The organism is Sphingomonas immobilis (assembly GCF_030580995.1).
Lineage (GTDB): Bacteria > Pseudomonadota > Alphaproteobacteria > Sphingomonadales > Sphingomonadaceae > Sphingomonas > Sphingomonas immobilis.
In genome coordinates this window covers 71235-95404 of sequence record NZ_JAUQSZ010000015.1, presented here as the reverse complement: position 1 = coordinate 95404, position 24170 = coordinate 71235, and the positions used below count along the sequence as shown (strand labels likewise).

Genomic DNA, 24170 nt, shown 5'->3' with positions numbered 1-24170 from the left:
AGAATTTGGTGCGCTGATGGCAAAAGCCTCCACCGGCTTCGGCGATACGCTGTCGGGCTGGCTGGAGGCGGAAGGGATCGTGCCGGCCGAGGGGCCGGGCACGATCGCCGATGTCGCGCGTGTCCGCGCGATCCTGATCGTGGCCGCGCGCGAGGGGCGGGCGGTGAGCTACTCCGAACTGCTGAACGCGCTTGGCCACCGCTTCACGCGGCCGAAGATGCGCGCCGTCTGCAAGACGCTCGATGCGATCGACGAAGCGGCCGCCGCTGCTGGCGAGCCGGAACTGGCGGTGCTGGTCGTGCGCGAGAGCGATCGGCTGCCGGGGCAGGGCTGGTGGACGGCGGTGGCGAACAGCCGTGAGTACAAGGGCGAATGGACCGGCGCGGACGCGGCGGCGTTCGTCGCGAGTATTCAGCAGGTCGCGTTCGATTACTGGCGTCCCGCGTAACCGCCTTCAAAGGTCGGCGGTGGAGATATCCAGACCGGCAATGGTAATTGCGACCAGCACTTCGCCGAACCCGAGAACGCGTTTTTGCAGATAGGAGCCGTATTTCGGATCCCACATCTGGTGAACGCACCGTCCCGCCACATCCACAACCCAATATTCAGGCACGCCGGCCCTGGCGTAGACGAGCGCCTTGTCGACCAGGTCGAAGTCCAGCGTGTTCGCGGAGATTTCCGCCAGCAACGCAACCGATGCCACCGGAATCGCACCCGCACCGCGCGGTTCGGATGTCAGGATCAGGTCGGGCTGCGGCTCGCTGTGTGGTGGAATTTCGACCGATTGCTCCGTGGCGACATGGAGGGAATTGCCAGCGTTTTCCAGCGCACGCCGCAGGCGATAAGCGATCTCGTCCTTGACGAAACCGTGCGGCCGGTGCTGCGGACTCATCAGAAAAATGTCTCCATCGACGAGTTCGCTCCGGTCCTCCGAGCCGAGAAGATCGGCCTCTGCCAGCAGGCGATAGGCTTGGATACGGAGTTTGACCGGAACCGATCCATCGGACTTCGAATCCACGGGCACGCCAAAAATCTCGCCATCGAGCAACTCGGATTTGGAGAAAGCCGAAAGGCAGCCGCGCGTGCTCAATAGAAGAAAGGCGTCGACGGTCAGTCTGACCGGTTCGCGATACGCGATGGTGCCCTGCACGTTCATGTAAGGTTCGATAGCATATCCGATCGCAATGTTCACGCCCCAGCGCCGAACCGCTCGCCGCATTCGGATACTTTGTTACGAGACAATTCAGGGAAGCTGCGGTATTTGTTCGCGCATGGTTCCCGCATTCGCAAAATATGGTCTGCTTGCCGCCGGCCTCACCGGGCTCGTCGCGGCGTCGGGCATGTCGAGCGTGACGCAGGAGCAGCTCGGCTGGGGCCGGGCGACGCAGGCGCTGACGCGCAATACGCCGACGCCGCAGCAGACGGCTGCGCTCTCCGCCGCGATCGCCCAGTGGAAATCGCTGAAGGATACGCCGTCGGGCCTGCCGTTCGAAACCTATGCGGGCTTCCTCGTCGCGCATCCGGGCTGGCCGAACGAGACGGCGCTGCGCCGCGCGGCCGAGAAGGCGCTGGACGGAACGTCGCCCTATTCCGCTCCCACCGCCGTCGTCTTCTTCCGTCGCTATCCGCCGCTGACCGGCGTCGGTCGCGTGCGCTTCGCCGAGGCACTGGCAGCGACGGGCGCGACCGTCGAGGCGCAGGCCGCAGCGCGCATCGCCTGGACTGCGGGCGCGCTGTCGACGATCGACGAGGCGAAGATCATCACCGGCTTCTCGAGCAGTCTGACCCAGGCCGATCAGGACGCGCGGATGGACATGCTGCTGTGGCAGGGCGCGACCGGCTCGGCGCAGCGTCAGCTCGCCCTCACCAGCGCGGCGCGGCGGCCGGTGTTCGCCGCGAGGCTCGCATTTCGCACCAACGCCGCAGATGCCTCGGCGCAAGCCTCGGCGACGCAAGCGATGGGTGCGGGCGATCCGGGCTGGCTCGCCGACCGCGCGACGTGGCTGCGCGGCAATGGCGGCTTCGGCGCGCGCGAATTGCTCGCGCGCAGGCCCGCGCTGGCGATGCGGCCGGCCAATGTCGGCGCGTGGTTCGACGTGCTCGCCGCCAATGCCAAGGGTGCGGTGGCGGATGCGCAATATGCCACCGCCTATGACATCGTGCGGGGCATCGACGATGCCTATCCCGACGGCACCGAGATCGCCGCGCAGCCTTATGGCGAGCGTGACGATTACACCGACCTGACGTGGCTCGCAGGCCGCGCGGCGCTGAAGCAGCTCAACCGGCCGGCCGATGCAATCGCGATGTTCGTGCGCTATTCGCGCGGGTCGCGCTCGCCGTCGATCCAGGCGAAGGGTCTCTATTGGGCGGGGCGGTCTGCCGAGGCGGCGGGGCGGCGTGAAGAAGCCAACGGCTATTACATGCGCGCCGCCGGTTTCCCGGACCTGTTCTACGGTCAGCTTTCGGCCGAGCGGCTCGGCCGCCCGCTGGTCGCACCGGTCGAGCCGGTGATGCGCCCGGTCGATCCGGTGGTGCGCGACGCGTTCTACGCGCGCGAGACGGTGCGCGCGGCGCAATATCTCGGCCAGACCGGTAATTGGGAGGACCAGACCGCCTTCGTCCGCCAGATCGCGACCGACGCGAAGACCGACAGCGACCATGTGCTGGCGACCGAACTCTCGCGCACGCTCGGACGCCCCGATCTCGGTGTGATGGTCGGGCGGAGCGCGCTGCAGAATGGCCTCAGCGATTATTCGACGGTCGGCTTCCCGAGCGTCAAGGTGCCCGCCGGGGCGAACGATTACTGGACGATGGTCCACGCCATCGCGCGGCAGGAAAGCCAGTTCGACCGCGCCGCCGTCAGCCGTGTCGGTGCGCGCGGGCTGATGCAGCTCATGCCGGGAACGGCGCGCGAGACCTCGCTGAAGATCGGTATGCCCTACAATGCCGCTGCGCTGAACAGCGACACCGACTACAACATCATGCTCGGGTCGAGCTATTTCGCGCGCATCTACAACCTCTACGGCAGCTACCCGCTGGCGGTGGCGGCGTACAATGCCGGCCCCGGCAACGTGAACAAATGGCTGAAGGCGAACGGTGACCCGCGCTCCGGCTCGATCGAATGGGTCGACTGGATCGAAGCGATCCCGCTCACGGAGACGCGCGGATATGTGCAGCACGTGCTGGAAAATGCCGTGGTCTACGACCTGATGAACGCGCAACATTCGCGCTCGACGGGGGCGAACCGCATAAGCTGGTATCTCGGCAAGGGGCGGCCAGGCTAGGGCCACTCGCCATTCCGCTTATGTGGGCCTCCAAAGCGCGATTTTCTGCGCTTCGGTGTTCACGCACCTTACGTGCGCTGCGCTCCGATGCTCGAAAATCACCCTTTTCGGCGCCGCCTGAACGAAATGACGAGCGGCCCTGACTCACGCTTCCGTTCGCCCTGAGCTTGTCGAAGGGCTGCACTTCTCTCTACCGTCGCGACCTATGACCGACCGCCCCAACTACATCACCCTCGCCGGCTACACCGTGCTGCGGACCGAGTATGACGCGCTGCTCGGTGACGAGCGGCCCAAGCTGGTCGACGTCATCTCCTGGGCGGCGGGCAATGGCGACCGGTCGGAGAACGGCGACTATATCTACGGCCGCAAGCGGCTGCGCGAGATTGACCGGCGGCTCGGTTTCCTCGCACGGCGGATGAAGGCGGCGAAGGTGATCGACCCGGCCGCGCAAGAGGATCGCGCGCGCGTCTGGTTCGGCGCCACCGTCACCATCGCCGACGAGGAGGATAACGAGCGTGTCCTCACCTTGGTCGGCGACGACGAGACCGACGCGGGCGCGGGCCGGATCGGCTGGAGCGCGCCGCTCGCGCGTGCTTTGCGGGGCGCGACGGTCGGCGACCTGCGCCGCGTCGCGCTGCCTGCCGGCGACAAGGAATATGAGGTGATCGCGATCGCCTATCCGCCGACGCCGCCACGCTGAATCGCGCAGCCTTTGCGGCGAAAGGAGGCGCGGTCGCGCGCGCACCGTGCTAGGTTCCGCGCGGTAAGCCTCGCCGGCAGCGCGGGAAATCAGGGAAGCTCTCCAGAAAAATGCAGGTCGTCCAGCGTGTCTTCGTCACCGGTAAGGTGCAGAATATCGGTTTCCGCGATTGGGCGGTGCGCACGGCGCATGGTCTCGGCGTCACCGGCTGGGTCCGCAACCTGCGCGACGGCCGCGTCGAACTGCTGGTCGCCGGGGAGGACGAGGCGGCGCAGGCGCTGATCGAGGCGTGCCGCGTGGGTCCGCCGATGGCGCGCATCGACCATATCGAGGCCCGCGCCGACAGCGAGCGCGCGCCCAAGGGCTTCACCAAGCGGTTCACGGCCTGACTCGGGCAGTAGAAATTCGTTTCATGTCCGCGTAGGGGGACGGCCATGTTCACAGGCTCCATCCCCGCGCTCGTCACGCCCTTCACCGCAGACGGCAGCTTTGCGGAGAAACCGTTTCGCGATTTCGTCGAATGGCAGATCGCGGAAGGATCGTCGGCGCTGGTGCCCTGCGGCACGACGGGCGAGTCGGCGACAATGGACTTTGCCGAGCATTTCGAGGTCGTACGCATCTGCGTCGATCAGGCGCGCGGCCGCGTGCCCGTCATCGCCGGCGCGGGCAGCAACGACACGCGCATCGCCATCAAGAACGCGCAGGCGGCGAAGCAAGCCGGTGCCGACTGCGCGCTGATGGTTCCGCCCTATTACAACCGTCCGAGCCAGGAGGGCATCTTCCAGCATTTCGCGGCCGTCGCAGAGGCGTGCGACCTGCCGGTGATGCTCTACAACGTGCCCGGCCGCACGGTGACCGACATCCTGCCCGACACGATGGGGCGCCTCGTGAAGGCCTATCCCCAGATCTTCGTTGCGGTGAAGGACGCCACCGGCAGCCTCACGCGCGTGTCGCAGCAGCGCGCGGCATGCGGGCCGGACTGGTGCCAGCTTTCGGGCAATGACGAGACCGCGATCGCCTTCACCGCGACCGGCGGGGTGGGGTGCGTGTCCGTCACCGCCAACGTCGCGCCGCGCCTGTGCGCGGAGTTCCAGGCGGCGCTGGCGGAGGGAAATTATGCGAAGGCGCTGACCTATCAGGACACGCTGTTCGCGCTGCATACCGCGATGTTCGCCGATGCCTCGCCCGGCCCGGCGAAATACGCCGTGTCGAAGGTCATTCCCGGTTTCCCGACCGCGCTGCGCCTGCCGATGACGCCCGCCAACGAAGCGGCGCGCGCGGCGGTCGATGCGGCGATGGCGGCCGCCGGAATCTGACATGGGCTGGTGGCGTGGCGAGGACGACTCCGTCAACCGCTTCGCCGCTCGTTTCGAAGAAGATGGCGACCGAATCCTTTTCCGCCAAAATGTGAAAAGCGCTCCTGTACTTGTTAGCGCGCAAGATCGCGACGAAGCCGTAGCGTGGTATCGTTTGGCCAGCAGATATCTGATGCTCGGCGGAGTGGTCGTGATGATTGCGGCTGTTGTGGGACTCGCTTTTCTTACAGGGTTTGATCAGCCGGAGAGTCACGCCACACAGTTTTGGTTCCTCGTGATCATCTGGGCATGTCTGTTCGGAGCCGTATTCCTTTACATCTGGAACGAGCCAGCTCGGCGCTTCGCCGGCCGAACACCGGTCGGGAAAACCCCCACGCGCGCGGAAGCGCGCCGGGCCAGTTTTGCGCGCATGACGTGGTCACAGTTTGCGGTTATCCCGGTGCTAGCGTTGCTCATTGCGGTTCCTAAGCATGGCGAAATGACTGGCGGACCCTGGTTCATCGCGAGAATGGTGTTTGCTGCATTGTTGATCCTTACGGGTGCAATCCAAGCTTTCCGAAAATGGCGATCTGAGCGAGAATAGAGCGCCATGAACCTCGTCACCCGCCATCTCACGACCCTCACCGATTTTTCGGGGCGCGAGAATCGCGAGCCGTTCTGGCTGTGGGTGCTGGCGGTCTATGTCGGGCAGATGGTGGTCGGCATGGTCGTCATGCTGCCTATGCAGTTCATGTTGCAGATGCGGATGGCGCCGCAGTTCGAGGCGCTGCAGAAACAGCAGGAGGCCGGTCAGCAGCCCGATCCGCAACAGATGTTCGCGATGATGGCACCGCTGTTCACGTTCATCATGATCTTCAGTGTCGTGATCGGCCTCCTATTCCTCGCGCTGCTCGCGGCGGCGTTGGTGCGGCGGCTGCATGATAGTGGCCGCTCGGGATATTGGGCGCTGCCGCAACTGCTGCTGGCGATCGTCGGACAGGGGGCGATGGTCTGGTTCTTCACGAACTTCGCCAGTTTCTTTGCGCATCCCGAGGCTCTCAAGGATACGCTGCCCGTATTCATGGCGTGGTTCATGGTCGTCTGGCTGATCGGGTTCGCGTTGATGATCGTCCTGCTCGTGCTGCTGGTGCTACCCGGCACGGACGGCCCCAATCGCTACGGTGACGACCCGTTGGCCGAATATCGCGCGCGGGAGCACGAGCGCCGGGCCGCCGCCTATGCCGCTTACGGCGCGACGCCAAATCCGCAGGCGCCCCCGCGCCGCCCCGCCACGGTCGTCCGGCGGGAGCCCGAACCCTAAGTCCGGCCTTTCCTTCGCGGGGCACGCGCCCTACATGCCTTGGCCCTTATGGCGCGCCCCAAACCCCCCATCTTCGAAAAGACCAAGATCGTCGCCGAGAACCGGCGCGCGCGGTTCGATTATTTCATTGAGACCGTTTATGAAGCGGGCATCGCGCTGACGGGCACCGAGGTGAAGTCGTTGCGGTCGGGCACCGGCTCCATCGCCGAGAGCTATGCCGAGGTGAAGAACGGGCAGGTTTGGCTTATCAATTCGAATGTGCCGGAATTCAGCCACGGCAACCGCTTCAACCACGAGCCCAAGCGCGCGCGTAAACTCCTCCTTCACGAGCGCGAGATCAACAAGATGTTCGCGGCCGTGTCGCGCGAGGGCATGACGCTCGTGCCGCTGATGATCTATTTCAACTCGAAGGGCCGTGCGAAGGTGGAACTGGCGCTCGCCAAGGGCAAGAAAGACCCGGACAAGCGCGCCACCATCAAGGAGCGCGACTGGAAGCGCGAGCAGGGCCGCATCATGCGAGACAGAGGGTGAGGATCTGGGGCTGATGTTTTCGAGGTTCGTCGCCTGGGCCAAGCGCAACCTGCCGACGCGCGAGAGCATGGAGGCGAACCGCTGGTTGCGGCCCGTCGCGCACCGCGTGCTGGAGCCGTCGCTGTGGCGCTTCACCCGCCGCTCGGTGCCGCGCGGCGTCGCGCTCGGCATGGTGACGGGCATCCTCTGCCCGGTGGCGCAGGTGCCGCTGTCCGCCATCTTCGCGCTGCCGGTGCGCGCCAACATCCCCGTCGCGGCACTGACGACGTTCATCACCAATCCGTTCACGACGCCGCCACTGTGGGTCGCGGCGTACTGGATCGGCAGCCGGATCCTGCATTTCGGCGAGGGCATGGGTGTCGAGGCCGATGCCGCGCGCGGTTGGATGGAGTGGCTGTTCTCCGAAGCGGGGCCGTCGCTGGTCGTCGGGTTGACGCTGATCACTCTGGTGTTCGCCGTCGTTGGCTACGGCGCGAGTGCGCTCGGCTGGCGCTGGTGGATCGTGCGCAAGTGGCGCGCGCGGGCGGAGGCCAGGGCGGCCTAACTCGCCGGATCGTACATGAATTCGCGCAGTTCTGTGCGCAGCGGCAGCTTGCCGCAATCTTGCGCGCCCATTCGACCGCTTCCTCGCGCGTCGGCACTTCCAGCACGCAGAACCCACCCGTCAGATCACTGCCGGGATAGATCTCCGGCGACACCGATCCGTCTGCGGAGACCAGGACCGGCGCGACCGCCTCCGAAATCCCGCCGCCGAAGACGTAGACGCCCGCCGCCTTCGCTTCCTCGATCACCGCGCGCGAGTCGATGCCGGCCTGCGCGAAGTCCTCCGGCGCGAGCACCATCGCCTCGCTGGGAAAGGAGATGAGATATTTGGTCATGCCGCCATGATGTCTCGCGTCGCGGAAGGCCGCAAGTGTGGTTGGTGACGGTTGTCACCTCTGGACCTCCGCCGTTTCATGCGCCTACAACACCGCCATCCAGAAACGTCCCCAGGGTGCCTCTCATGATCAAAACCAACCGTATCGCGCTGCTCGTGTCGGCGTCGGTTCTCGCCGCCGGCGGCCTCGCCACCGCGCTCGTCGCCAAGGACAAGAAGCCTGCCGCGGCAGCGCCCGCGCCGGTCGCCGCCGCGGCCCCCGCCGCCAAGCCGCAATACGGCACGTTCGGCTTCGACGAGTCCGGCATGGACAAGAGCGTCGCGCCCGGCGACAGCTTCTACGATTACGGCAACGGCGCCTCGGCCAAGTCCACGCCGATCCCGGCCGACAAGTCGAACTACGGTTCGTTCAACATCCTCGCCGATCTCTCGGATGATCGCACCAAGGGCATCCTCGAAGAGGCCGCCAAGGATCCCGCTTCCAAGATCGGCACGACCTATTCGGCCTTTCTCGATCGCCCGGCGATCGACGCCAAGGGCCTCGCGCCGATTCAGCCGTGGCTCGGCAAGATCAAGGCGCTGAAGTCGTTCGCGGCCTATCCTGCGCTGCTCGCGGAGGCCGAGCGCGGGGGTGTCGGCGGCGTGATCCGCGCGGGTGTCGGCCAGGACGACAAGCAGCCCGAGGTCTATGCGCTGTTCGTCACCCAGTCCGGCCTCGGCATGCCCGACCGCGATTATTATCTCAGCACCGACGCCAAGCTCGCACAGACCAAGGTCGCCTATGAGGCGCATCTCGCCAAGGTGCTGACGCTGGCCGGCGAGCCGAACGCCGCCGCGCGCGCCAAGGCGCTGGTCGCGTTCGAGACCGAGATCGCCAAGGTGAGCTGGACGCAGATCGACAATCGCGACGCCACCAAGACCTATAACAAAAAGACCGCGGCGGAGCTTGCCAAATCCGCGCCGGGCTTCGATTTCGCGGCCTATTTCAAGGGCATCGGTGCGCCGGTCGATACGCTGATCGTCTCGCAGCCGACCGCTGTCGCCGCGATCGTCAAGCTCGCCGCCGCCGCGCCGATCGGCGTGCTCAAGGACCAGCTCCTCGTGCGCTCGCTCGATCGCTACGCCGGTGTTCTGCCCAAGGCGTTCGACGACGAGCAGTTCGCCTTCTACGGCAACACCCTGTCGGGCACGCCCGAGCAGCAGGCGCGGTGGAAGCGCGCGGTGCAGTTCACCACCGGCGCGATCGACGACGAGGTCAGCAAGATCTACGCCGCCAAATATTTCCCGCCCGAGACGAAGGCGGCCGCCGACACGCTGGTGAAGAACATCATCGCCGCGATGGATGCCCGCATCGACAAGCTCGACTGGATGTCGGCTGAAACCAAGGTGAAGGCGCATGCCAAGCTCGCCGCCTTTACGCCCAAGATCGGCTACCCGGATCGCTGGAAGGATTATTCCACGCTGACGATCACGGCGGGCGACGCCTTCGGCAACGCCTGGCGCGCGGCGCAGTGGGCGCATGCCGACAATGTCGGCCACCTCGGCAAGCCGCTGCAGCGCTGGGAATGGGGCATGACGCCGATGGAGGTGAACGCCTATGCCAATTTCGGCATGGTCGAGATCGTCTTCCCGGCCGCGATCCTGCAGCCGCCGTTCTTCGATCCCAACGCCGATCCGGCGGTCAATTACGGCGGTATCGGCGCGGTGATCGGCCATGAGCTGAGCCACCATTTCGACGACCAGGGCGCGAAATACGACATGCACGGCCAGCTCACCGACTGGTGGACGCCCGCCGACGTCAAGGCGTTCGGCGAGCGCACCGGCGCGCTCGTGAAGGAATATGACGCCTATGAGCCGCTGCCCGGCATGCACGTAAAGGGCGCGCTGACGCTCGGCGAGAACACTGCCGATCTCGCCGGCCTGACGGTGGCCTACGACGCCTACAAGACATCGCTCGGCGGCAAGGAAGCGCCGGTGATCGACGGCTTCACCGGCGACCAGCGCTTCTACCTCGGCTGGGCGCAGGTGTGGCGGCGCAGCTACCGCGAGGCGAACCTGCGCCAGCGGCTGCTGACCGATCCGCACAGTCCCTCGGAACAGCGCGCGGCGGTCGTCCGCAATCTCGATCCCTGGTATGCGGCGTTCAAGCCCAAGGCGGGCGAGAAGCTGTACCTGACGCCCGAACAGCGCGTGCGCATCTGGTAAGCGCTGCCCTGAAATCCTCCCCCGCAAGGGGGAGGTGGCATGAGAAGCATGACGGAGGGGAAGGGCGGCGATGTTCCCTTGAAGGTGTCGCTGGCCTCCCCCTCCGTCGCTGCGCGCCACCTCCCCCTGGCGGGGGAGGATTGGGTGGCTTGACGTTGGTGGAGCCTCGGCCAAAGAGAGGCGGGAATGGCTAGCCTTCCCACCTATAGCGAACCGCTCGCCAGCCCGGCCCGCGCGGCCGCCTGGATCTCCGCGATCAGCGGGCTGGCGGCGGCGCTGACGATCGTCTTCACGGTCGGCAACTGGGTGGTGGCGGGCGCTTTCCTCGCCACCGCGCTCGTCATCGCCGGTGCGCTGGTGATCTTCCGCGGGCTGTTCCCGGCCACGGCCGCCGAAGCCGGCGCGCCCGACTGGAGCCTTGCCTACGCGCTCGTCTCGGCCAGCTCCGATGCGGTCGCCGTGACAGACCGCGCCGGGCGCCTCGTCTGCGCGAACGATCGGTACGAGGCGATGTTCGGCGGCTTCCCGACGCCGCCCAGCCTGCCGCTCGACAAGGACGGGGTCGACCGGCTCGGCGGGGCAGGGCGCGCGGCCTGGCGCGACGGCACCGCCGTGATCGACCGGCTTGTCTCGCGCGGCAGCCGCCTCGAATGCGACATCGCCCGCGCCGGCGAGGACGGCGACATGCTGGTGTGGCGCTTTACGGGCGCGACCGGCAGCAACCTGATGGCCTCGGTCGAGCAGCTTGTCGCGGGCGAGACCGGCGACCAGTTCGGCCGCGCCGGCATCATGGTCGCGCTGATCGCGCCGGACGGCCGCGTCATCGCCGCCAACCGCGTGCTGCGGATGCGCGCGATGGGGCATGACGAGGCCGCCATCGTCGGCCGCGACTTCGCGCGCTTCCTGGTGACGGACGAGCGCGGCATGGTCCGCTTCGAGCGCGAAGGGCTGCTCAAGAACCCGCTGCGCGTGCTGCAGATCCCGTTCCTCGAAGGCGACGACGCGCCGATGCTCGTCGCGCTGATCGACGAGGAGGAAAGCGGCGGCCCCGCCATCGGCGCGAGTGCGGCGGCACACGTCCAGAGCCTCGTCGCGCTGATGCCGTTCGGCGTCGCGCTGGTCGGGGCCGACGGCCGCTTCCTGCAGATGAACGACGCCTTCGCGCGCGCCGCGCAGGTCGACGCCGCCGCCCCGCCGATCTACCCCGGCGACCTCGTCGTGCGCGAGGACAAGGGCGTGGTGGCCGACGCGGTGCGGCGCTTCGCGAGCGGCGCGACGCATTCGAGCGACCTCGCCATCCGCCTGCGCGATCACCCTGACGAGCCGGTCGCGCTCTCGATCGCGGGCGCGCGCGGGCTCGGCGATGCGGCGGTGCTGCTCAGCCTGAAGGACAATGGCGAGGAGACCCGCCTCAAGCGTGAAGTCGCGCAGGCGACCAAGATGCAGGCGGTCGGCCAGCTCGCGGGCGGCGTCGCGCACGATTTCAACAACATCCTCACCGCGATCATCGGCCACTGCGACCTGATGCTGATGCGCCATTCGCCCGGCGACAGTGACTACGACGACATCCAGCAGATCCGCGCCAATTCCAACCGTGCCGCCTCGCTGACGCGCCAGCTTCTCGCCTTCTCGCGGCAGCAGACGCTGCGTCCGCAGGTGCTGCAATTGCCGGACGTCATCTCGGAGGTGTCGCAGCTTCTCAAGCGCCTGCTGGGCGAGGCGATCACGCTCAACGTCAAGCACGGCCGCAACCTCGGGGCGGTGCGGGCCGATCCGGGGCAGCTCGAACAGGTTGTCGTCAACCTCGCCGTCAACGCGCGCGACGCGATGCTTTCGGCGCCTCCCAAGGGCGGCGCGGTGCTGTCGATCCAGACCTTCGGCGTCACGGCGTCGGACGTGCGGCGCATGGGTTCCGACATCCTGCCCGTCGGCGATTACGTCGCGCTGGAGATCAGCGACAACGGCACCGGCATCCCGCCAGATATCCTGCCCAAGATCTTCGAGCCGTTCTTCACCACCAAGGAAGTGGGCAAGGGCACCGGCCTCGGCCTCTCGACCGTCTACGGCATCGTCAAGCAATCGGGCGGTTACATCTTCGCCGATTCCAAGTCCGGCAAGGCGGGTACGGGGGCGGTCTTCTCGATCTACTTCCCCGTCCATACCGCGTCCGCTTCGGCACCCGCGCCGGTCGAGCCCGCCAAGCCGCCCGCGAAGTCGAGCGACCTGTGGGGCACCGGCACCGTCCTCATCGTCGAGGACGAGGACATGGTCCGCACCGTCGCCGAACGCGCGCTGGTGCGGCAGGGCTATACCGTGCTCACTGCCGAACACGGCGAGGCGGCGCTCGAATGTCTCGCCGCCAACGGCCGCCCGGATTTGCTCATCTCCGACGTGATGATGCCGGTGATGGACGGCCCGACGATGGTCCGCCACGCCCGCGCGCAATATCCCGATCTGCCGATCCTGTTCATGTCGGGCTATGCCGAGGAGACGCTGCGCAAGTCGATCGACATCGAGCAGGTATCGTTCATCGCCAAGCCCTTCTCGGTCCAGCAACTCGCCGAGGCGGTGCGTGCCGTGCTGCCCCCGCCGGAGACGCCGGTCTGACCGCTTCGCCCAGATTAAGGTCTTAGCACTTGGCGATCCGGCGGTTTCCTGCAAAGACAGGCGGGCGCATGGCCGGACCAACCAACATTCTGATCGTCGAGGACGAGCCGCTGATCGCGATGATGCTCGAGGATTTCCTCGACATCCTCGGCAAGTCATTGGCCGGCAGCGCCGACAATATCGCATCCGCGCTCGAGGTGATCGGCGGGGGAGCGGTCGATGCCGCGATCCTCGACGTCAATCTGCGCGGTGGCGAGACGAGCTGGCCGATCGCCGACGCGCTGGCGGAGCAGGGCATCCCCTTCGTCTTCGCGAGCGGCGGATCGAACGACAGCGTGGCGGAGCGTTTCAAGGGCCGCCCGACGCTGGCCAAGCCCTTCACGATGGACGCGGTGGCGGCGGCGCTCGACGCGCTAGCCTGATTTTTCGCTGAACTTAGCGCGGCTTCGCGGGTTCCTCTCCAGACGGGAACACCCGAACGGGAGCTATCATGCCGCACGACGCCACCAACGATCTGATCCGCCCGGCGAAGCACGATGCTGCCGCGCTGCGCGATCCCAGGACGATCTTCCCCGCGCCGCCGTTCGAGAAACAGTCGCAGCCCTGGCCCGGCCTCGCGCGCGATATGACGCCGAAGCCAGACCACGGCGAGGATAGCTATCGCGGCTCGGGTCGGCTGCTCGGGCGCAAGGCGCTCATCACCGGCGGCGATTCGGGCATGGGTCGCGCCGCCGCCATCGCCTTCGCGCGCGAGGGTGCCGATGTCGCGATCAACTATCTGCCCGACGAGGAGCCCGATGCGCGCGAGGTGGTCGCGCTGATCGAGGGCTCCGGCCGCACCGCCGTCGCCATCCCCGGTGATCTTCGCGACGAGGCGTTCTGCGGCCGCCTCGTCGAACAGGCGGTCGAGCAGCTCGGCGGTCTCGACATCCTCGTAAGCAATGCCGCGCGCCAGCAGACCGCGGAATCGATCCTCGACATCACCACCGAGAGTTTCGATGCGACGATGAAGACCAACATCTACGCGCCGTTCTGGCTCATCAAGGCGGCGATCCCGCATCTGCAGCCGGGCTCGGCGATCATCGCCACCACGTCCGAACAGGCGACCGTGCCGTCTCCCGAACTCTACGACTATGCGCAGACGAAGGCGGCGACGACCAGCTTCGTGCGGTCGCTCGCGCAGCAGCTCGCCGGGCGCGGCATCCGGGTCAACGGCGTAGCGCCAGGCCCGATCTGGACGCCGCTGCAGGTGAGCGGCGGAGCGACGATGGAGAAGCTCGAACAGTTCGGCGGCCAGACCCCGCTCGGCCGCCCCGGCCAGCCGGGCGAGCTTGCCGGCATCTACGTGCTGCTCGCCGAAAGCGGCGGCAGCTACGCGACCGGTCAGGTCTACGGCGCGATGGGTGGCAACGGCCTACCGTGAGGCGACATAGGCATCGATCGCGGCGAGATGCGCCGCGATCGATGCCGCATCCAGGAACGATCCGGTGAAGGAATTGCGCGCAAGCGTCACCAGATCGTCCCGCGATAGGCCGCGCGCCGCCGCGACCGCGCGATAATTCTCGCCCACATATCCGCCGAAATAGGCCGGATCGTCCGAATTGATCGTCGCGCGCAGGCCGCTGCGCAGCATCGCATCGATGGGATGATCGGCAAGGTCGTCCACCACGCACAGCTTCAGGTTCGACAGCGGGCACACCGTCAGCGTCATGCCGCTACTCGCCAGCCGCGCGGTGAGGGCGGGATCCTCCAGGCTGCGGTTGCCGTGATCGAGCCGGTCGATCCCGAGCACGTCGAGTGCCTGCACGACATATTCCGGGGGCCCTTCCTCGCCGGCATGCGCGACCAGCTTGAGCCCCTTCGCTCGCGCCGCCGCGAATACGCGCGCGAACTTCTCCGGCGGATGGCCGACTTCCGACGAATCGAGCCCCACGCCCGCGATCCGGTCCAGCCACGGCTCGGCTTCGCGCAGCGTCGCGAACGCCGCCTCCTCGTCGAGATGGCGCAGGAAGCACAGGATCAGCTTCGCGGTGATGCCGTGCTTCGCCTCCGCCGCGGCCATGCCGTCGAGCAGCCCCTCGGTCACCGTGGCGAACGCGACGCCGCGATCGGTATGCGTCTGCGGATCGAAGAAGATCTCGGCATGGACGACCCCGTCCGCCGCCGCCCGGTCGAAATACGCGACCGCCAAGTCGCGGAAATCCTCGCGCGTCAGCAGGACCGCCGCCCCGGCATAATAGATATCGAGGAAATCCTGCAGGTTGGAGAAAGCATAGGCAGCGCGCACCTCCTCGACCGAGGCATAGGGCAGGGCCACGCCGTTGCGCGCCGCCAGCGCGACCATCATCTCGGGCTCGAGGCTGCCTTCGATGTGCAGGTGCAGCTCGGCCTTGGGCAGGCCGGCAATGAAGGTGTCGAGATCGCTCATGCGTACATCATCGCGCCCGTTGTGCAGCGCGGCAACCACCGCGCAAAATAATTTCGTTCCGCTCTTGTTCCATGAGAACAAATGGCATACACGATCGCCAAGACGCATTGAACCCATGCGCGGAAACGTCTAGCGGCGGAGGCTCCAGTGGCAGCATCTTTGAAGGTCATCGACAGCAAAATGGCAGCGTCCAACGACAAGGCGGCGACCGAGCGCGCAAAGGCGCTCGAGGCCGCACTCGCGCAGATCGACCGTGCGTTCGGCAAGGGTTCGGCGATGAAGCTCGGCTCAAAGGAGACGATGCAGGTCGAATCGATCTCGACCGGCTCGCTCGGGCTCGACATCGCGCTCGGCGTCGGCGGCCTGCCGCGTGGCCGCGTGATCGAAATCTACGGCCCGGAAAGCTCGGGCAAGACCACGCTCGCGCTGCACGTGATTGCCGAGGCGCAGAAGACCGGCGGCACGGCGGCGTTCGTCGATGCCGAACACGCGCTCGATCCGGTCTATGCCAAGAAGCTCGGCGTCAACATCGACGAGCTGATCGTGTCGCAGCCGGATACCGGCGAGCAGGCGCTGGAGATCGTCGACACGCTCGTGCGCTCGAACGCGATCGACGTGCTGGTGGTCGATTCGGTCGCGGCCCTTGTGCCGCGTGCCGAAATCGAGGGCGAGATGGGCGACAGCCATGTTGGCCTGCAGGCCCGCCTGATGTCGCAGTCGCTGCGCAAGCTCACCGGCTCGATCAGCCGCTCGCGCTGCATGGTGATCTTCATCAACCAGCTGCGCATGAAGATCGGTGTGATGTACGGCAACCCGGAGACGACGACGGGCGGCAACGCGCTGAAATTCTACGCCTCGGTCCGCCTCGACATCCGCCGCACCGGCCAGATCAAGGACCGCGAGGAGATCATCGGCAACACGACGCGCGTGAAGGTCGTCAAGAACAAGGTCGCGCCGCCGTTCAAGCAGGTCGAATTTGATATCATGTACGGGCAGGGCGTCTCCAAGATCGGCGAGATTCTCGATCTCGGCGTCAAGGCCGGTCTCGTCGAGAAATCGGGCGCTTGGTTCAGCTATGACAGCGTCCGCATCGGCCAGGGCCGCGAGAACGCCAAGACCTTCCTCAAGGAAAATGTCGAGATGTGCGAACGTCTCGAAAAGGCGATCCGCAACCGCACCGACAAGGTTGCCGAGGAAATGATGGCCGGCCCCGACGAGGGTGACGATCTCGACGATATGTAAGGCTCCGGCGTCGCGCCGCAGGGCGCGATCAGTGTGACCTTAGTGTGACTCTTCACGCGGCGGCTCCCCCCAAAGTCCCCGTCGCAAAGCCTGGAAAGGCCCGCCCGTGTCGGTGGGCCTTTCGTGCTAGCACTGACCGCAACGAGCGGAGGCGAGTCGCATGGAACAGGCGGAATGGGCAGGCACGATCGGCGACGTCTGGGCCGAGGAATGGCGGCGCACCGACCGCAGCTTCGCTGGCCTTGCGACCGCGCTGAACGCCGCGATCCGCGCCAATGCACTGGCGGGCGCGCGGACCATCGCCGATATCGGCTGCGGCGCGGGGGTGACGAGCATCGCCACCGCACAGGCTTTTCCTGATGCGCAAGTCACCGGCCTCGACATCTCGCTCGGGCTGGTGGCCGTCGCGCGCGAACGGTCGCACGGTATTCCCAACCTGTCCTTCGTGGCCGGCGACGCACCCACGGCGATCCACGATCTTGCGCCGGTCGATCTCATCGTCTCGCGCCACGGCGTGATGTTCTTCGACGATCCCGTCGCCGCCTTCGCGGCGCTCCGCTCGGCCATGACGCCGGGCGGGCGCCTCGTCTTCAGTTGCTTCCGCTCGCCGCGCCTCAATGGCTGGGCGTCGTGGTTGAGCGACGGCGGCGCTCCGCCTCCTCCCGGCATCGGCGCGCCCGGCCCCTTTGCTTTTGCCGATGAGGGGGCCGTGACGCACATGCTGGCCGCGGCAGGCTGGGGCGATGCGGTGGCAGAGCCGGTCGATTACCGCTACCGCGCGGGTGAAGGCGAAGATCCGATCGAGGATGCGGTGAGCTTCTTCACCCGCATCGGCCCGACCGCCCGCGCGCTCCGCGATGCGTCGCCGGCCGAACGCGCAGTGCTGCTTGACCGCATGCGCGCGCTTATGGCGGAGCAACTAAAGCATGGTGCCGTGGATTTCGATGCAGCCGCGTGGATCTGGACCGCGCGCGCCTGAGGAGCGCTGCCCCGTGACCATCATCGTCCATCATCTCGAGAATTCCCGATCGCAGCGCGTGCTCTGGCTGCTCGAGGAACTCGGCCTGCCCTACGAGGTCAAGCGCTACGAACGCGACCGCAAGACGATGCTCGCGCCGCCCGAGCTCAAGCGCATCCACCCGCTCGGCAAGGCGCCGGTGATTGAGGATACGGAGGCGGACGGTGGCCGCGTCATCGCCGAGACGGGCGCGATCATCGACTATCTGGTCGAGAAGTCCGGCGGCCGCTTGGGACCGCCCGGCCACCGCGACGCCGTGCTGCGCTACCGCCACTTCCTCCATTACGCCGAAGGCTCGCTGATGCCGCCGCTGTTCGTGTTGCTCGTGCTCGGCCGCGTGCCGCTGTTCGGCAAGGCGGCGATGCGGCGCTTCATGCCGATGGTCGACGTCCATCTCGACTACGTGGAAAGCGAACTGGCGCAGCGCCCCTGGTTCGCGGGCGAAGCAATTTCGGGTGCGGACATCATGATGAGCTTTCCGCTCGAGGCCGCGTGCAGCCGCGCCGGGCTCGATGAGAGCCGCCCCGCGACGATCGCCTGGCTCGCGAAAATCCACGCCCGCCCAGCCTATCAGGCCGCGCTGAAGGTGGGCGGGCCTTATGCCTATGCCTGAGTGACGGGCGGCCCGCCCAGCCCCTGGCTCGGGGCGTGCGGTGGTTCAATGTCGACGGGTTCGCGCGGGTCGAAGCCGCCCTCCCATTTCGCGACGACGCTCGCCGCGACGGCGTTGCCGACGACGTTGGTCGCCGAGCGGCCCATGTCGAGGAACTGGTCAACGCCGATGATGAGCAGGATGCCCGCCTCCGGGATACCGAATTGCGACAAGGTCGCTGCGATGACGACGAGGCTCGCGCGCGGTACGCCGGCGATGCCCTTCGATGTCACCATCAGCGTCAACAGCATCGCGATCTGCGTGCCGAGTGCGAGGTGGATGCCGTAGGCCTTCGCGATGAACAGCGACGCGAAGGTCATGTACATCATCGAGCCGTCGAGGTTGAACGAATAACCGAGCGGCAGCACGAAGCTCGCGATCTTGGGCGGCACGCCGAAACGGTCGAGCGCCTCCAGCGTGCGCGGGAAGGCGGCCTCGGAGGAGGCGGTCGAAAAGGCGAGGATGACGGGATCGCGCACGTAGCGGAACAGCTCGAACGCGCGCCTGCCGATGAATACGACCGCCAGACCGCCAAGGAACAGCCAGAGCGTCGCCAGCCCGGCGTAGACGCTGCCCATGAAGTAGGCGAGCTTGAAGATCAGTCCCGGGCCGTGCTCGGTCAGCGCGGCGGCGATCGCGAAGAACACCGCGAAGGGGGCGAAGCGCATCACGTAATCGGTGATCTGCAGCATGACCGCGGCGAGGCCCTCGGCGCCCGCGACCAGCGGCTCGGCCTTCGCGCCGACGGCGGTGACGGCGACGCCGAAGAATACCGAGAAAACGACGATCTGCAGAATCTCGTTGGTCGCCATCGCCTCGACGATCGAGGCGGGGACGATGTGCGTCACGATCTTGGCAAGGTTGAAGCCGCTCTCGTCGAGCCCCGCGGTCGCGCTCGCGGCGGGCGGCACGAGGTGCGGCGAGAGGCCGAGCACGTCGCCGAGATCGGCGGTGATGTGGAACAGGACGAGGCCGAGCGTCAGCGACATCAGGCTGGCGGCGATGAACCAGCCGAGCGCCTTCAGCCCGACGCGGCCGAGCGCGCCGGTATCGCCCATGTGCGCGATGCCGACGACGAGGGTGGAGAAGACGAGCGGCGCGATGATCATCTTGATCAGCCGCAGGAAGACGGTGGTGACGATCGAGAAATAGCCCGCGATCGATTTCAGCCGTGCCGCCGATTCGGCGCTGCCGTCATCCACGCCGGCGTGGATCGACCAGCCGACGATGATGCCGAGGATCAGCCCGCCCAGAATGAACCACGTCAGTCGCTTGGCCAAAGTCCCACTCCCCGGATCGCCCGGGCCGCAGCGAAGGGCATTGCCGCCGCGCCGTCAAGCGCCGTAACGTGGCGGCCATGACCGAGCCACTCGCATCGCCCGCCCGCCGGACCCTCCTGCGCGGCGCGGCGGCGCTGCCCCTGCTGGCGTTGCCCGCAGTCGTGCGCGCGGCGGAGCCCGACCTGGCGGAACTGCGCAACATCACCGGCGGCGCGGTGCCGATCGGGCGGGAGGAGCGACTGAAGCGGATCGCACGGGCGCAGGCGCTGATGAAGGCGGCGGGCATCGGCGCGGTGCTGATCGAGCCGGGATCGTCGATGCTCTATTTCACCGGCGTGCGTTGGCATTTGAGCGAGCGGCTGACGGCGGCGATCCTGCCCGTCGAGGGCGAGCCGTGCGTCGTCACGCCGTTCTTCGAGGAGCCGTCGGTGCGCCAGACGCTCGGCGTGCCGGCCGAGGTGCGCGTGTGGCAGGAGGACGAGGATCCGATCGCGGTGGTCGCCGGGTTCCTCAAGGATCGCAAGCTGGCGGGCGGCACGATCGCGATCGAGGAGCGGGTGCGCTTCTTCGCGAGCGACGGGCTGGCGCGGGCGCTGCCGGACGCGAAGATCGCTCCGGCCAACGCGGTCGTGCGTGGCTGCCGGATGATCAAGACCGCGCCCGAGATCGCGCTGATGCAGATCGCGACCGACGTGACGATCGCGGCCTATCGCTGGGTCCATCCGCGCGTCGAGAAGGGCATGCGCTCCAAGCAGATCAGCGAATTGATGGATGCCGCGACGATCAGGCTGGGCGGGGAGCCGGAATTTTCCGGCGTGCTGGTGGGCGAGGCGGCAGCCTATCCGCACGGCAGCAACGCCCTGCAAATCGTTGCGGACGGCGAGATCGTGCTGATGGACTGCGGCTGCACGGTGCAAGGATACCAGAGCGACGTGTCGCGCACATTCGTGTTCGGCAGCGCGAGCGCCGAGCAGCGCCGCGTGTGGGACCACGTCCGCTCGGGCCAGGCGACGGCCTTTGCGGCAGCGAAGATCGGGACGCCCGCCGGCGCGGTCGACGATGCGGTGCGCGCGCTCTACGAAAAGCTGGGCTATGGCCCGCGCTACAAGCTGCCGGGCCTGTCACACCGCACCGGGCATGGTATCGGGCTCGACGGGCACGAGCCGGTCAATCTCGTTCACGGCGAGACGACATTGCTGGGGGCGGGCATGTGCTTTTCCGACGAGCCCGGCCTGTACCTGCCCGGCAAGTTCGGTGTGCGGCTGGAGGATTGTTTCCACATGACCGAGGCGGGCCCGAAATGGTTTTCGGTGCCGCCGCTGTCGATCGACAGGCCGTTCAGATGACGCTGCGAAGGTCACACCTGGTTGACACGATTGACGCCTGATCGGAAACTGTCCAGCCTTATCGTTTCCAAATTTGCACCGATCGGGTTGGGACGTTCACACCGACTTTGCGCTGATCGACGTGGTGCGCGTCGGTCCCGGTGAGGAGCCGCCAAGCCGAGCCGAGCCGACGATGAGAAAGAACGGCCCAGACTGTCGCATACCGGCGCGGTGTAGGACAGCGGCTTTCATCCGACGCCACCGGGCGATAGTCTTGAGACATGGGCGCAGACCAGACCGAATTGCCTTTCCACACCGTCATCGAGCGCGCGGTGACCGGAGTTTCGTATAGTCTCCAATCACAGGTGGACCGCTGATGGTGTTCGATCTGCGCGGTGCCTTGCTCAAGAAGCAGGAATTCGAGACGGCGCGGCTCGCCGACTTCCAGTTCCGCCAGCGCGTGCGGACGATGCGGCTGTTGGCGGCGGCGCTGGCGATCGAGGAGGATGGGCTGGTCCGCGACGTCGTGCGGGAGCAGGACGCCGCGATCCTCGTCAGTCTCGCCGAGCGATTGACGATGCCGCTGGCCGATGTGTCCGCCGCCTTCGCGCAGTGCCAGAGCGAGGCGCGGGGGCAGTTGATCGCGGAACTGGGCGATCCCACGCCCTATCGACTGGCGTAACGATCGCGGATTTCCGCGGCTTTGCCGTGCGATCGTCATTGACCGCGATTCCCCGACCTGTATCATTTTGGGATGGGGGGCGTTGCATCAGGTGCGGTATATCTCGCGTCCGCGCTGACCGGCGGCGGCGATCCCGCGACCGTAACGCCGGCTCCTCCGGTTGAACCCGTGCTGGTCGCGCAGGACATCGCGCATCCGCAAACGCCCCCGGTTTCCCGACCCTATGTGATCATCGATGTTCCGCAGAGCGCGCGCGCGCGGCCGTTGCTCGGCGATATCGTCGCGAATGTGATTGCCACGACGGTCATGCCGGGGCCGGCGGCGGGCGTCGCCGGGCGGCTCGCCGACGACGTGCTGGCGGAGCATGACGCGCGCATCGCGGTGTTGAAGCAGCGGCTGGAGGCGGCGCGGGCGCAGCCCGGCAGCGGCGCGTCGATCGGCGAGCTCGCCAGCCGCCTGCACCGGGCGGAGGCGGCGCGCAAGCTGGCGGCGGCGCGGGCCGCGGTGGACGGCCTGTGCGGCGATCGATGCGCGAGCGGGGGCGACGTGGCGACGCGCAAGGAAAAGATCGCGAAACCCGCCGTCGCCTTCCGGCAATATCCCCGCGTGCGTTTTCGCAAGTCGGCGGCGGCGAAGGGCGTGGTGGCGGTGCGGGCGCCGGTGAAGATCGGGAAGGCGCGCTTCGTGGTGTCGCCGCAGGCGGCGGTGGGAACGGGTTTCCAGGTAGGCGGGCGTGCTGTGGCAGTCGCGCGCGGCGATGCGTCGCGGCGGATTGCACACGCCAAGCGGAGGCAGATCGCGGCGGCGCGCAGCCTGCGGCGACCCGGCCGGGTCGCGTTCGACGCCCCGACGGCAGACGGACTAGCGCGCGCGCGGCATCTGTTCGCGGCGGCGCGGCGGACGCTGGGCGCGGACACGCACCCGTCGCGCGCGCTTGCCGGACTGCTGCATTTCGAAGGCAGCGCGGACTGGACGCTGGCGACGGTTCGCCGCGCCTGACGCGGCCGCTCAGATCATCGCGGGCGTGATCGTGCGGCGCTTGCGGCCGTAGGCGAGGATGGTCGCGGAGGCCGGCTTGCCCGCGAGGGTTGCCTCGATCTCGGTCTTGAGCGCCAGCGTCACCGGATCGCGCGGGCGGCGTTTCAGCGCCGCATCGGCCTGCGCCAGCGCATCCTTCGGCTTGCCCTGCGCGAGCAATGCGGCGGCGAGGCTGCGGCGGACGGGATACCACCAGCTCGGCGGATCGGTCCAATCGGCGAACAGCGGCGATTCCTCGATCCTGGCGGCGGCGGCGTAGAATTTCGCGGCGCGGTCCGGGCGTTTTTCGAGCATCGCGGCGCGGCCCATCAGCACGAACCGGGCGATGCGGGTGAGACCGAGCGCCTGCGGGGCGCTGTCGTCCTTCTTGGCGTCGATCGCGATCCGCGTGGGGATCGCATCGGCCTCTGCCCGGACGCCGACCGCATCGCCCTTGCGGGCCAGCGCCTCGCCGCGCGCATAATGGCGATAGGCGCGCAGGAACGGGCGGTCCGCGGGTACGTCGGGCAGCGCCAGCACCGTGTCGGGATCGGCGAAGCGACCTTGCGCGAAATAGCCGGTGCCCGCCGCCATATCGTAATAGCCGGGGCCCTTGGGCATGTGCGCGACGGCGGCGATGATCGGTGCGGAGAGTGCCAGCGCGCTCTTGGCGTCACCGGAGATGAGCGCGCCGCCAATGCCGAACTGCACGTTGTGGGCGTGATAGGTGAGCTGGTAGATACCGTCGGGCTCGGGCAATTTCGCCGCCTTCGCGTCGGCGGCGTCGATCGCGGCAGCGCGAACATTGGCGTCGGCGGCATCCTGATAGCGGCCGAGCCAATAGTAGGTGTGCGAGGGCATGTGGACGAGGTGGCTCGCGGCGGGGGCCAGCGTGGCGAGCTTGTTCGCGTACAATTCGGCGCGCCCCGGGAAGCCGCTCATCTCGGTGGCGTGGATGTAGAAATGGATGGCGGGGGTGAAATCGGGGTCGCGCTTCAGGACGCCTTCGAGCAGCGCGACCGCGCGGTGGAGGCGGTCCTGCCGCGCCTGCTTCGGTCCCTTCTGCGGCGTCGGGATCATCCAGGCGTCGGCGGCGAGCGTCGCGATCTCGCTGTCGTCGGGATAGGCGCGGGCGATGTCGTCCATCGCCTTGGCGAAGGCGAGATCGCCGGGGCCGCTGCCGCCGCCCCTGGTGTAGCGCAGCGCGAGCGCGGCGATGAGTTGGCGTTCCTTCTCGGGCCCGCTCGCGGCGAGCTTTGCAGCCTCCGCGACGATCTTCGAGGCTTTCGCCTGTTCGTCCGCGCCCACCGGATAGTTGATCGTCGGGCCGAGCGACCACGCCTCGCCCCAGGCGCACATCGCGCAGGCGGGGTCGAGCCGGCGCGCCGCCTGGAAGGCGGCGGTGCCGGCCTTGTGTGCGAAGGCGTGGCTGAGTTGCAGGCCGTTGTCGAAGAACGCCTGCGCGGCGGGCGTGTTCGTCGCGATCGCGAGGCTGCCGGTGCCGTAGCCGGGCAGCACCGTGGTCGAGGGCGCGACGAGATCGCCGCCGCAGATCTTGTGGAGCGAAGGTGCCGCCTCGGTCTGGTCGAGCGCGGGCGCAGCGGCGGGCGCGAGCAGCAGCATGAGCGGCGCGAGCAGCAAGGTACGCATGACAAGTCCCCCGGATCGACAGGCGTGGATGCTACACGGCCCGCCGCGCCAGCGCC

The 24170-nt window shown here is 67.4% G+C and carries 24 protein-coding genes; 19 read left to right on the top strand and 5 right to left on the bottom strand.

Features of this window, described 5'->3' with window-relative positions; genetic code table 11:
* Positions 1-16 precede the first annotated feature (16 nt).
* Positions 17-448, top strand: coding sequence for a ribose-phosphate pyrophosphokinase (locus Q5H94_RS18725; RefSeq protein WP_304562773.1), 432 nt, complete (start codon positions 17-19; stop codon positions 446-448).
* A 6-nt stretch (positions 449-454) separates the two neighbouring features.
* On the opposite strand, the gene Q5H94_RS18720 is transcribed toward Q5H94_RS18725, so the two are convergent.
* Positions 455-1192: a Uma2 family endonuclease gene (locus tag Q5H94_RS18720; RefSeq protein WP_304562772.1), complete on the bottom strand. Its 738-nt coding sequence runs from the start codon at positions 1190-1192 to the stop codon at positions 455-457.
* A 79-nt stretch (positions 1193-1271) separates the two neighbouring features.
* Here Q5H94_RS18720 and Q5H94_RS18715 point away from each other — a divergent pair, with 79 nt between their 5' ends.
* From Q5H94_RS18715 to Q5H94_RS18680, 8 genes are all read left to right on the top strand, one after another.
* Positions 1272-3284 carry a lytic transglycosylase domain-containing protein gene (locus Q5H94_RS18715; RefSeq protein WP_304562771.1) on the top strand — a complete coding sequence of 671 codons (2013 nt, stop codon included), beginning with the start codon at positions 1272-1274 and terminating at the stop codon, positions 3282-3284.
* A gap of 205 nt (positions 3285-3489) precedes the next feature.
* Positions 3490-3984 carry a GreA/GreB family elongation factor gene (locus Q5H94_RS18710; protein ID WP_304562770.1) on the top strand — a complete coding sequence of 165 codons (495 nt, stop codon included), beginning with the start codon at positions 3490-3492 and terminating at the stop codon, positions 3982-3984.
* 110 nt (positions 3985-4094) lie between these two features.
* Positions 4095-4373: an acylphosphatase gene (locus tag Q5H94_RS18705; RefSeq protein ID WP_304562769.1), complete on the top strand. Its 279-nt coding sequence runs from the start codon at positions 4095-4097 to the stop codon at positions 4371-4373.
* A gap of 45 nt (positions 4374-4418) precedes the next feature.
* Entirely contained in the window at positions 4419-5300 is an 882-nt protein-coding gene (gene dapA, locus Q5H94_RS18700; RefSeq protein ID WP_304562768.1) for a 4-hydroxy-tetrahydrodipicolinate synthase, read from the top strand.
* 1 nt (position 5301) lies between these two features.
* Entirely contained in the window at positions 5302-5883 is a 582-nt protein-coding gene (locus Q5H94_RS18695; RefSeq protein ID WP_304562767.1) for a hypothetical protein, read from the top strand.
* A 6-nt stretch (positions 5884-5889) separates the two neighbouring features.
* Positions 5890-6600 carry a DUF805 domain-containing protein gene (locus Q5H94_RS18690; RefSeq protein WP_304562766.1) on the top strand — a complete coding sequence of 237 codons (711 nt, stop codon included), beginning with the start codon at positions 5890-5892 and terminating at the stop codon, positions 6598-6600.
* A gap of 48 nt (positions 6601-6648) precedes the next feature.
* The gene (gene smpB / locus Q5H94_RS18685; RefSeq protein ID WP_304562765.1) at positions 6649-7131 is read left to right on the top strand and encodes an SsrA-binding protein SmpB; all 483 of its coding nucleotides are present in this window, start codon (positions 6649-6651) and stop codon (positions 7129-7131) included.
* 13 nt (positions 7132-7144) lie between these two features.
* Positions 7145-7675, top strand: a complete 531-nt coding sequence (locus Q5H94_RS18680) for a DUF2062 domain-containing protein (RefSeq protein WP_304562764.1) — start codon at positions 7145-7147, stop codon at positions 7673-7675.
* On the opposite strand, the gene Q5H94_RS18675 is transcribed toward Q5H94_RS18680, so the two are convergent.
* Positions 7572-8009: a YciI family protein gene (locus Q5H94_RS18675; protein ID WP_304562763.1), complete on the bottom strand. Its 438-nt coding sequence runs from the start codon at positions 8007-8009 to the stop codon at positions 7572-7574. The two genes, Q5H94_RS18680 and Q5H94_RS18675, sit on opposite strands and share 104 nt — an antisense overlap.
* Positions 8010-8134: 125 nt before the next feature.
* Here Q5H94_RS18675 and Q5H94_RS18670 point away from each other — a divergent pair, with 125 nt between their 5' ends.
* The 4 genes from Q5H94_RS18670 to Q5H94_RS18655 all read left to right on the top strand — a co-directional run bounded on the left by Q5H94_RS18670 (position 8135) and on the right by Q5H94_RS18655 (position 14243).
* A complete protein-coding gene (locus tag Q5H94_RS18670) occupies positions 8135-10213 on the top strand; it encodes a M13 family metallopeptidase (RefSeq protein WP_304562762.1) in 2079 nt (692 codons plus the stop codon).
* Positions 10214-10399: 186 nt separating this feature from the next.
* On the top strand, positions 10400-12820 hold the full coding sequence (locus Q5H94_RS18665) for a hybrid sensor histidine kinase/response regulator (RefSeq protein ID WP_304562761.1): 2421 nt from the start codon (positions 10400-10402) through the stop codon (positions 12818-12820).
* A gap of 68 nt (positions 12821-12888) precedes the next feature.
* Positions 12889-13242 carry a response regulator gene (locus tag Q5H94_RS18660; protein WP_304562760.1) on the top strand — a complete coding sequence of 118 codons (354 nt, stop codon included), beginning with the start codon at positions 12889-12891 and terminating at the stop codon, positions 13240-13242.
* Positions 13243-13310: 68 nt separating this feature from the next.
* Entirely contained in the window at positions 13311-14243 is a 933-nt protein-coding gene (locus Q5H94_RS18655) for an SDR family oxidoreductase (protein WP_304562759.1), read from the top strand.
* Here the strand turns inward: Q5H94_RS18655 and Q5H94_RS18650 are convergent.
* Entirely contained in the window at positions 14235-15248 is a 1014-nt protein-coding gene (locus Q5H94_RS18650) for an adenosine deaminase (protein ID WP_304562758.1), read from the bottom strand. The two genes, Q5H94_RS18655 and Q5H94_RS18650, sit on opposite strands and share 9 nt — an antisense overlap.
* A 147-nt stretch (positions 15249-15395) precedes the next feature.
* On the opposite strand from Q5H94_RS18650, the gene recA reads away from it, so the two are divergent.
* The 3 genes from recA (at position 15396) to Q5H94_RS18635 (ending at position 18121) form a co-directional block, all read left to right on the top strand.
* On the top strand, positions 15396-16490 hold the full coding sequence (gene recA / locus Q5H94_RS18645; RefSeq protein ID WP_431312193.1) for a recombinase RecA: 1095 nt from the start codon (positions 15396-15398) through the stop codon (positions 16488-16490).
* A 160-nt stretch (positions 16491-16650) separates the two neighbouring features.
* Complete coding sequence (locus Q5H94_RS18640) at positions 16651-17469, top strand: class I SAM-dependent methyltransferase (RefSeq protein ID WP_304562757.1); 819 nt, start codon at positions 16651-16653, stop codon at positions 17467-17469.
* Positions 17470-17482: 13 nt separating this feature from the next.
* A complete protein-coding gene (locus tag Q5H94_RS18635; protein WP_304562756.1) occupies positions 17483-18121 on the top strand; it encodes a glutathione S-transferase family protein in 639 nt (212 codons plus the stop codon).
* Here the strand turns inward: Q5H94_RS18635 and Q5H94_RS18630 are convergent.
* Positions 18112-19440: a dicarboxylate/amino acid:cation symporter gene (locus tag Q5H94_RS18630; RefSeq protein WP_304562755.1), complete on the bottom strand. Its 1329-nt coding sequence runs from the start codon at positions 19438-19440 to the stop codon at positions 18112-18114. The genes Q5H94_RS18635 and Q5H94_RS18630 overlap by 10 nt on opposite strands.
* Positions 19441-19517: 77 nt before the next feature.
* On the opposite strand from Q5H94_RS18630, the gene Q5H94_RS18625 reads away from it, so the two are divergent.
* The 3 genes from Q5H94_RS18625 to Q5H94_RS18615 all read left to right on the top strand — a co-directional run bounded on the left by Q5H94_RS18625 (position 19518) and on the right by Q5H94_RS18615 (position 22446).
* Positions 19518-20786 (top strand): M24 family metallopeptidase, encoded by a 1269-nt coding sequence (locus tag Q5H94_RS18625; protein ID WP_304562754.1) that lies wholly within the window; start codon positions 19518-19520, stop codon positions 20784-20786.
* Between the two features lie 355 nt (positions 20787-21141).
* The gene (locus Q5H94_RS18620) at positions 21142-21447 is read left to right on the top strand and encodes a hypothetical protein (RefSeq protein ID WP_304562753.1); all 306 of its coding nucleotides are present in this window, start codon (positions 21142-21144) and stop codon (positions 21445-21447) included.
* A 72-nt stretch (positions 21448-21519) separates the two neighbouring features.
* Positions 21520-22446, top strand: a complete 927-nt coding sequence (locus tag Q5H94_RS18615) for a hypothetical protein (protein ID WP_304562752.1) — start codon at positions 21520-21522, stop codon at positions 22444-22446.
* A gap of 9 nt (positions 22447-22455) precedes the next feature.
* Here the strand turns inward: Q5H94_RS18615 and Q5H94_RS18610 are convergent, their stop codons facing one another.
* Positions 22456-24114 carry a hypothetical protein gene (locus Q5H94_RS18610; protein ID WP_304562751.1) on the bottom strand — a complete coding sequence of 553 codons (1659 nt, stop codon included), beginning with the start codon at positions 24112-24114 and terminating at the stop codon, positions 22456-22458.
* Between the last annotated feature and the right edge of the window lie 56 nt (positions 24115-24170).

Bases quoted from the DNA above. Each gene is read 5' to 3' on its own strand.
- Q5H94_RS18620 (WP_304562753.1), top strand. From the start codon at position 21,142: ATGGTGTTCGATCTGCGCGGTGCCTTGCTCAAGAAGCAGGAATTCGAG.
- Q5H94_RS18650 (WP_304562758.1), bottom strand. From the start codon at position 15,248: ATGAGCGATCTCGACACCTTCATTGCCGGCCTGCCCAAGGCCGAGCTG.
- Q5H94_RS18715 (WP_304562771.1), top strand. From the start codon at position 1,272: ATGGTTCCCGCATTCGCAAAATATGGTCTGCTTGCCGCCGGCCTCACC.
- Q5H94_RS18725 (WP_304562773.1), top strand. From the start codon at position 17: ATGGCAAAAGCCTCCACCGGCTTCGGCGATACGCTGTCGGGCTGGCTG.
- Q5H94_RS18670 (WP_304562762.1), top strand. From the start codon at position 8,135: ATGATCAAAACCAACCGTATCGCGCTGCTCGTGTCGGCGTCGGTTCTC.
- Q5H94_RS18710 (WP_304562770.1), top strand. From the start codon at position 3,490: ATGACCGACCGCCCCAACTACATCACCCTCGCCGGCTACACCGTGCTG.
- Q5H94_RS18640 (WP_304562757.1), top strand. From the start codon at position 16,651: ATGGAACAGGCGGAATGGGCAGGCACGATCGGCGACGTCTGGGCCGAG.
- Q5H94_RS18615 (WP_304562752.1), top strand. From the start codon at position 21,520: ATGGGGGGCGTTGCATCAGGTGCGGTATATCTCGCGTCCGCGCTGACC.
- smpB (WP_304562765.1), top strand. From the start codon at position 6,649: ATGGCGCGCCCCAAACCCCCCATCTTCGAAAAGACCAAGATCGTCGCC.
- Q5H94_RS18680 (WP_304562764.1), top strand. From the start codon at position 7,145: ATGTTTTCGAGGTTCGTCGCCTGGGCCAAGCGCAACCTGCCGACGCGC.
- dapA (WP_304562768.1), top strand. From the start codon at position 4,419: ATGTTCACAGGCTCCATCCCCGCGCTCGTCACGCCCTTCACCGCAGAC.
- Q5H94_RS18675 (WP_304562763.1), bottom strand. From the start codon at position 8,009: ATGACCAAATATCTCATCTCCTTTCCCAGCGAGGCGATGGTGCTCGCG.
- Q5H94_RS18625 (WP_304562754.1), top strand. From the start codon at position 19,518: ATGACCGAGCCACTCGCATCGCCCGCCCGCCGGACCCTCCTGCGCGGC.
- Q5H94_RS18705 (WP_304562769.1), top strand. From the start codon at position 4,095: ATGCAGGTCGTCCAGCGTGTCTTCGTCACCGGTAAGGTGCAGAATATC.
- Q5H94_RS18660 (WP_304562760.1), top strand. From the start codon at position 12,889: ATGGCCGGACCAACCAACATTCTGATCGTCGAGGACGAGCCGCTGATC.
- Q5H94_RS18665 (WP_304562761.1), top strand. From the start codon at position 10,400: ATGGCTAGCCTTCCCACCTATAGCGAACCGCTCGCCAGCCCGGCCCGC.
- Q5H94_RS18690 (WP_304562766.1), top strand. From the start codon at position 5,890: ATGAACCTCGTCACCCGCCATCTCACGACCCTCACCGATTTTTCGGGG.
- Q5H94_RS18695 (WP_304562767.1), top strand. From the start codon at position 5,302: ATGGGCTGGTGGCGTGGCGAGGACGACTCCGTCAACCGCTTCGCCGCT.
- Q5H94_RS18610 (WP_304562751.1), bottom strand. From the start codon at position 24,114: ATGCGTACCTTGCTGCTCGCGCCGCTCATGCTGCTGCTCGCGCCCGCC.
- Q5H94_RS18655 (WP_304562759.1), top strand. From the start codon at position 13,311: ATGCCGCACGACGCCACCAACGATCTGATCCGCCCGGCGAAGCACGAT.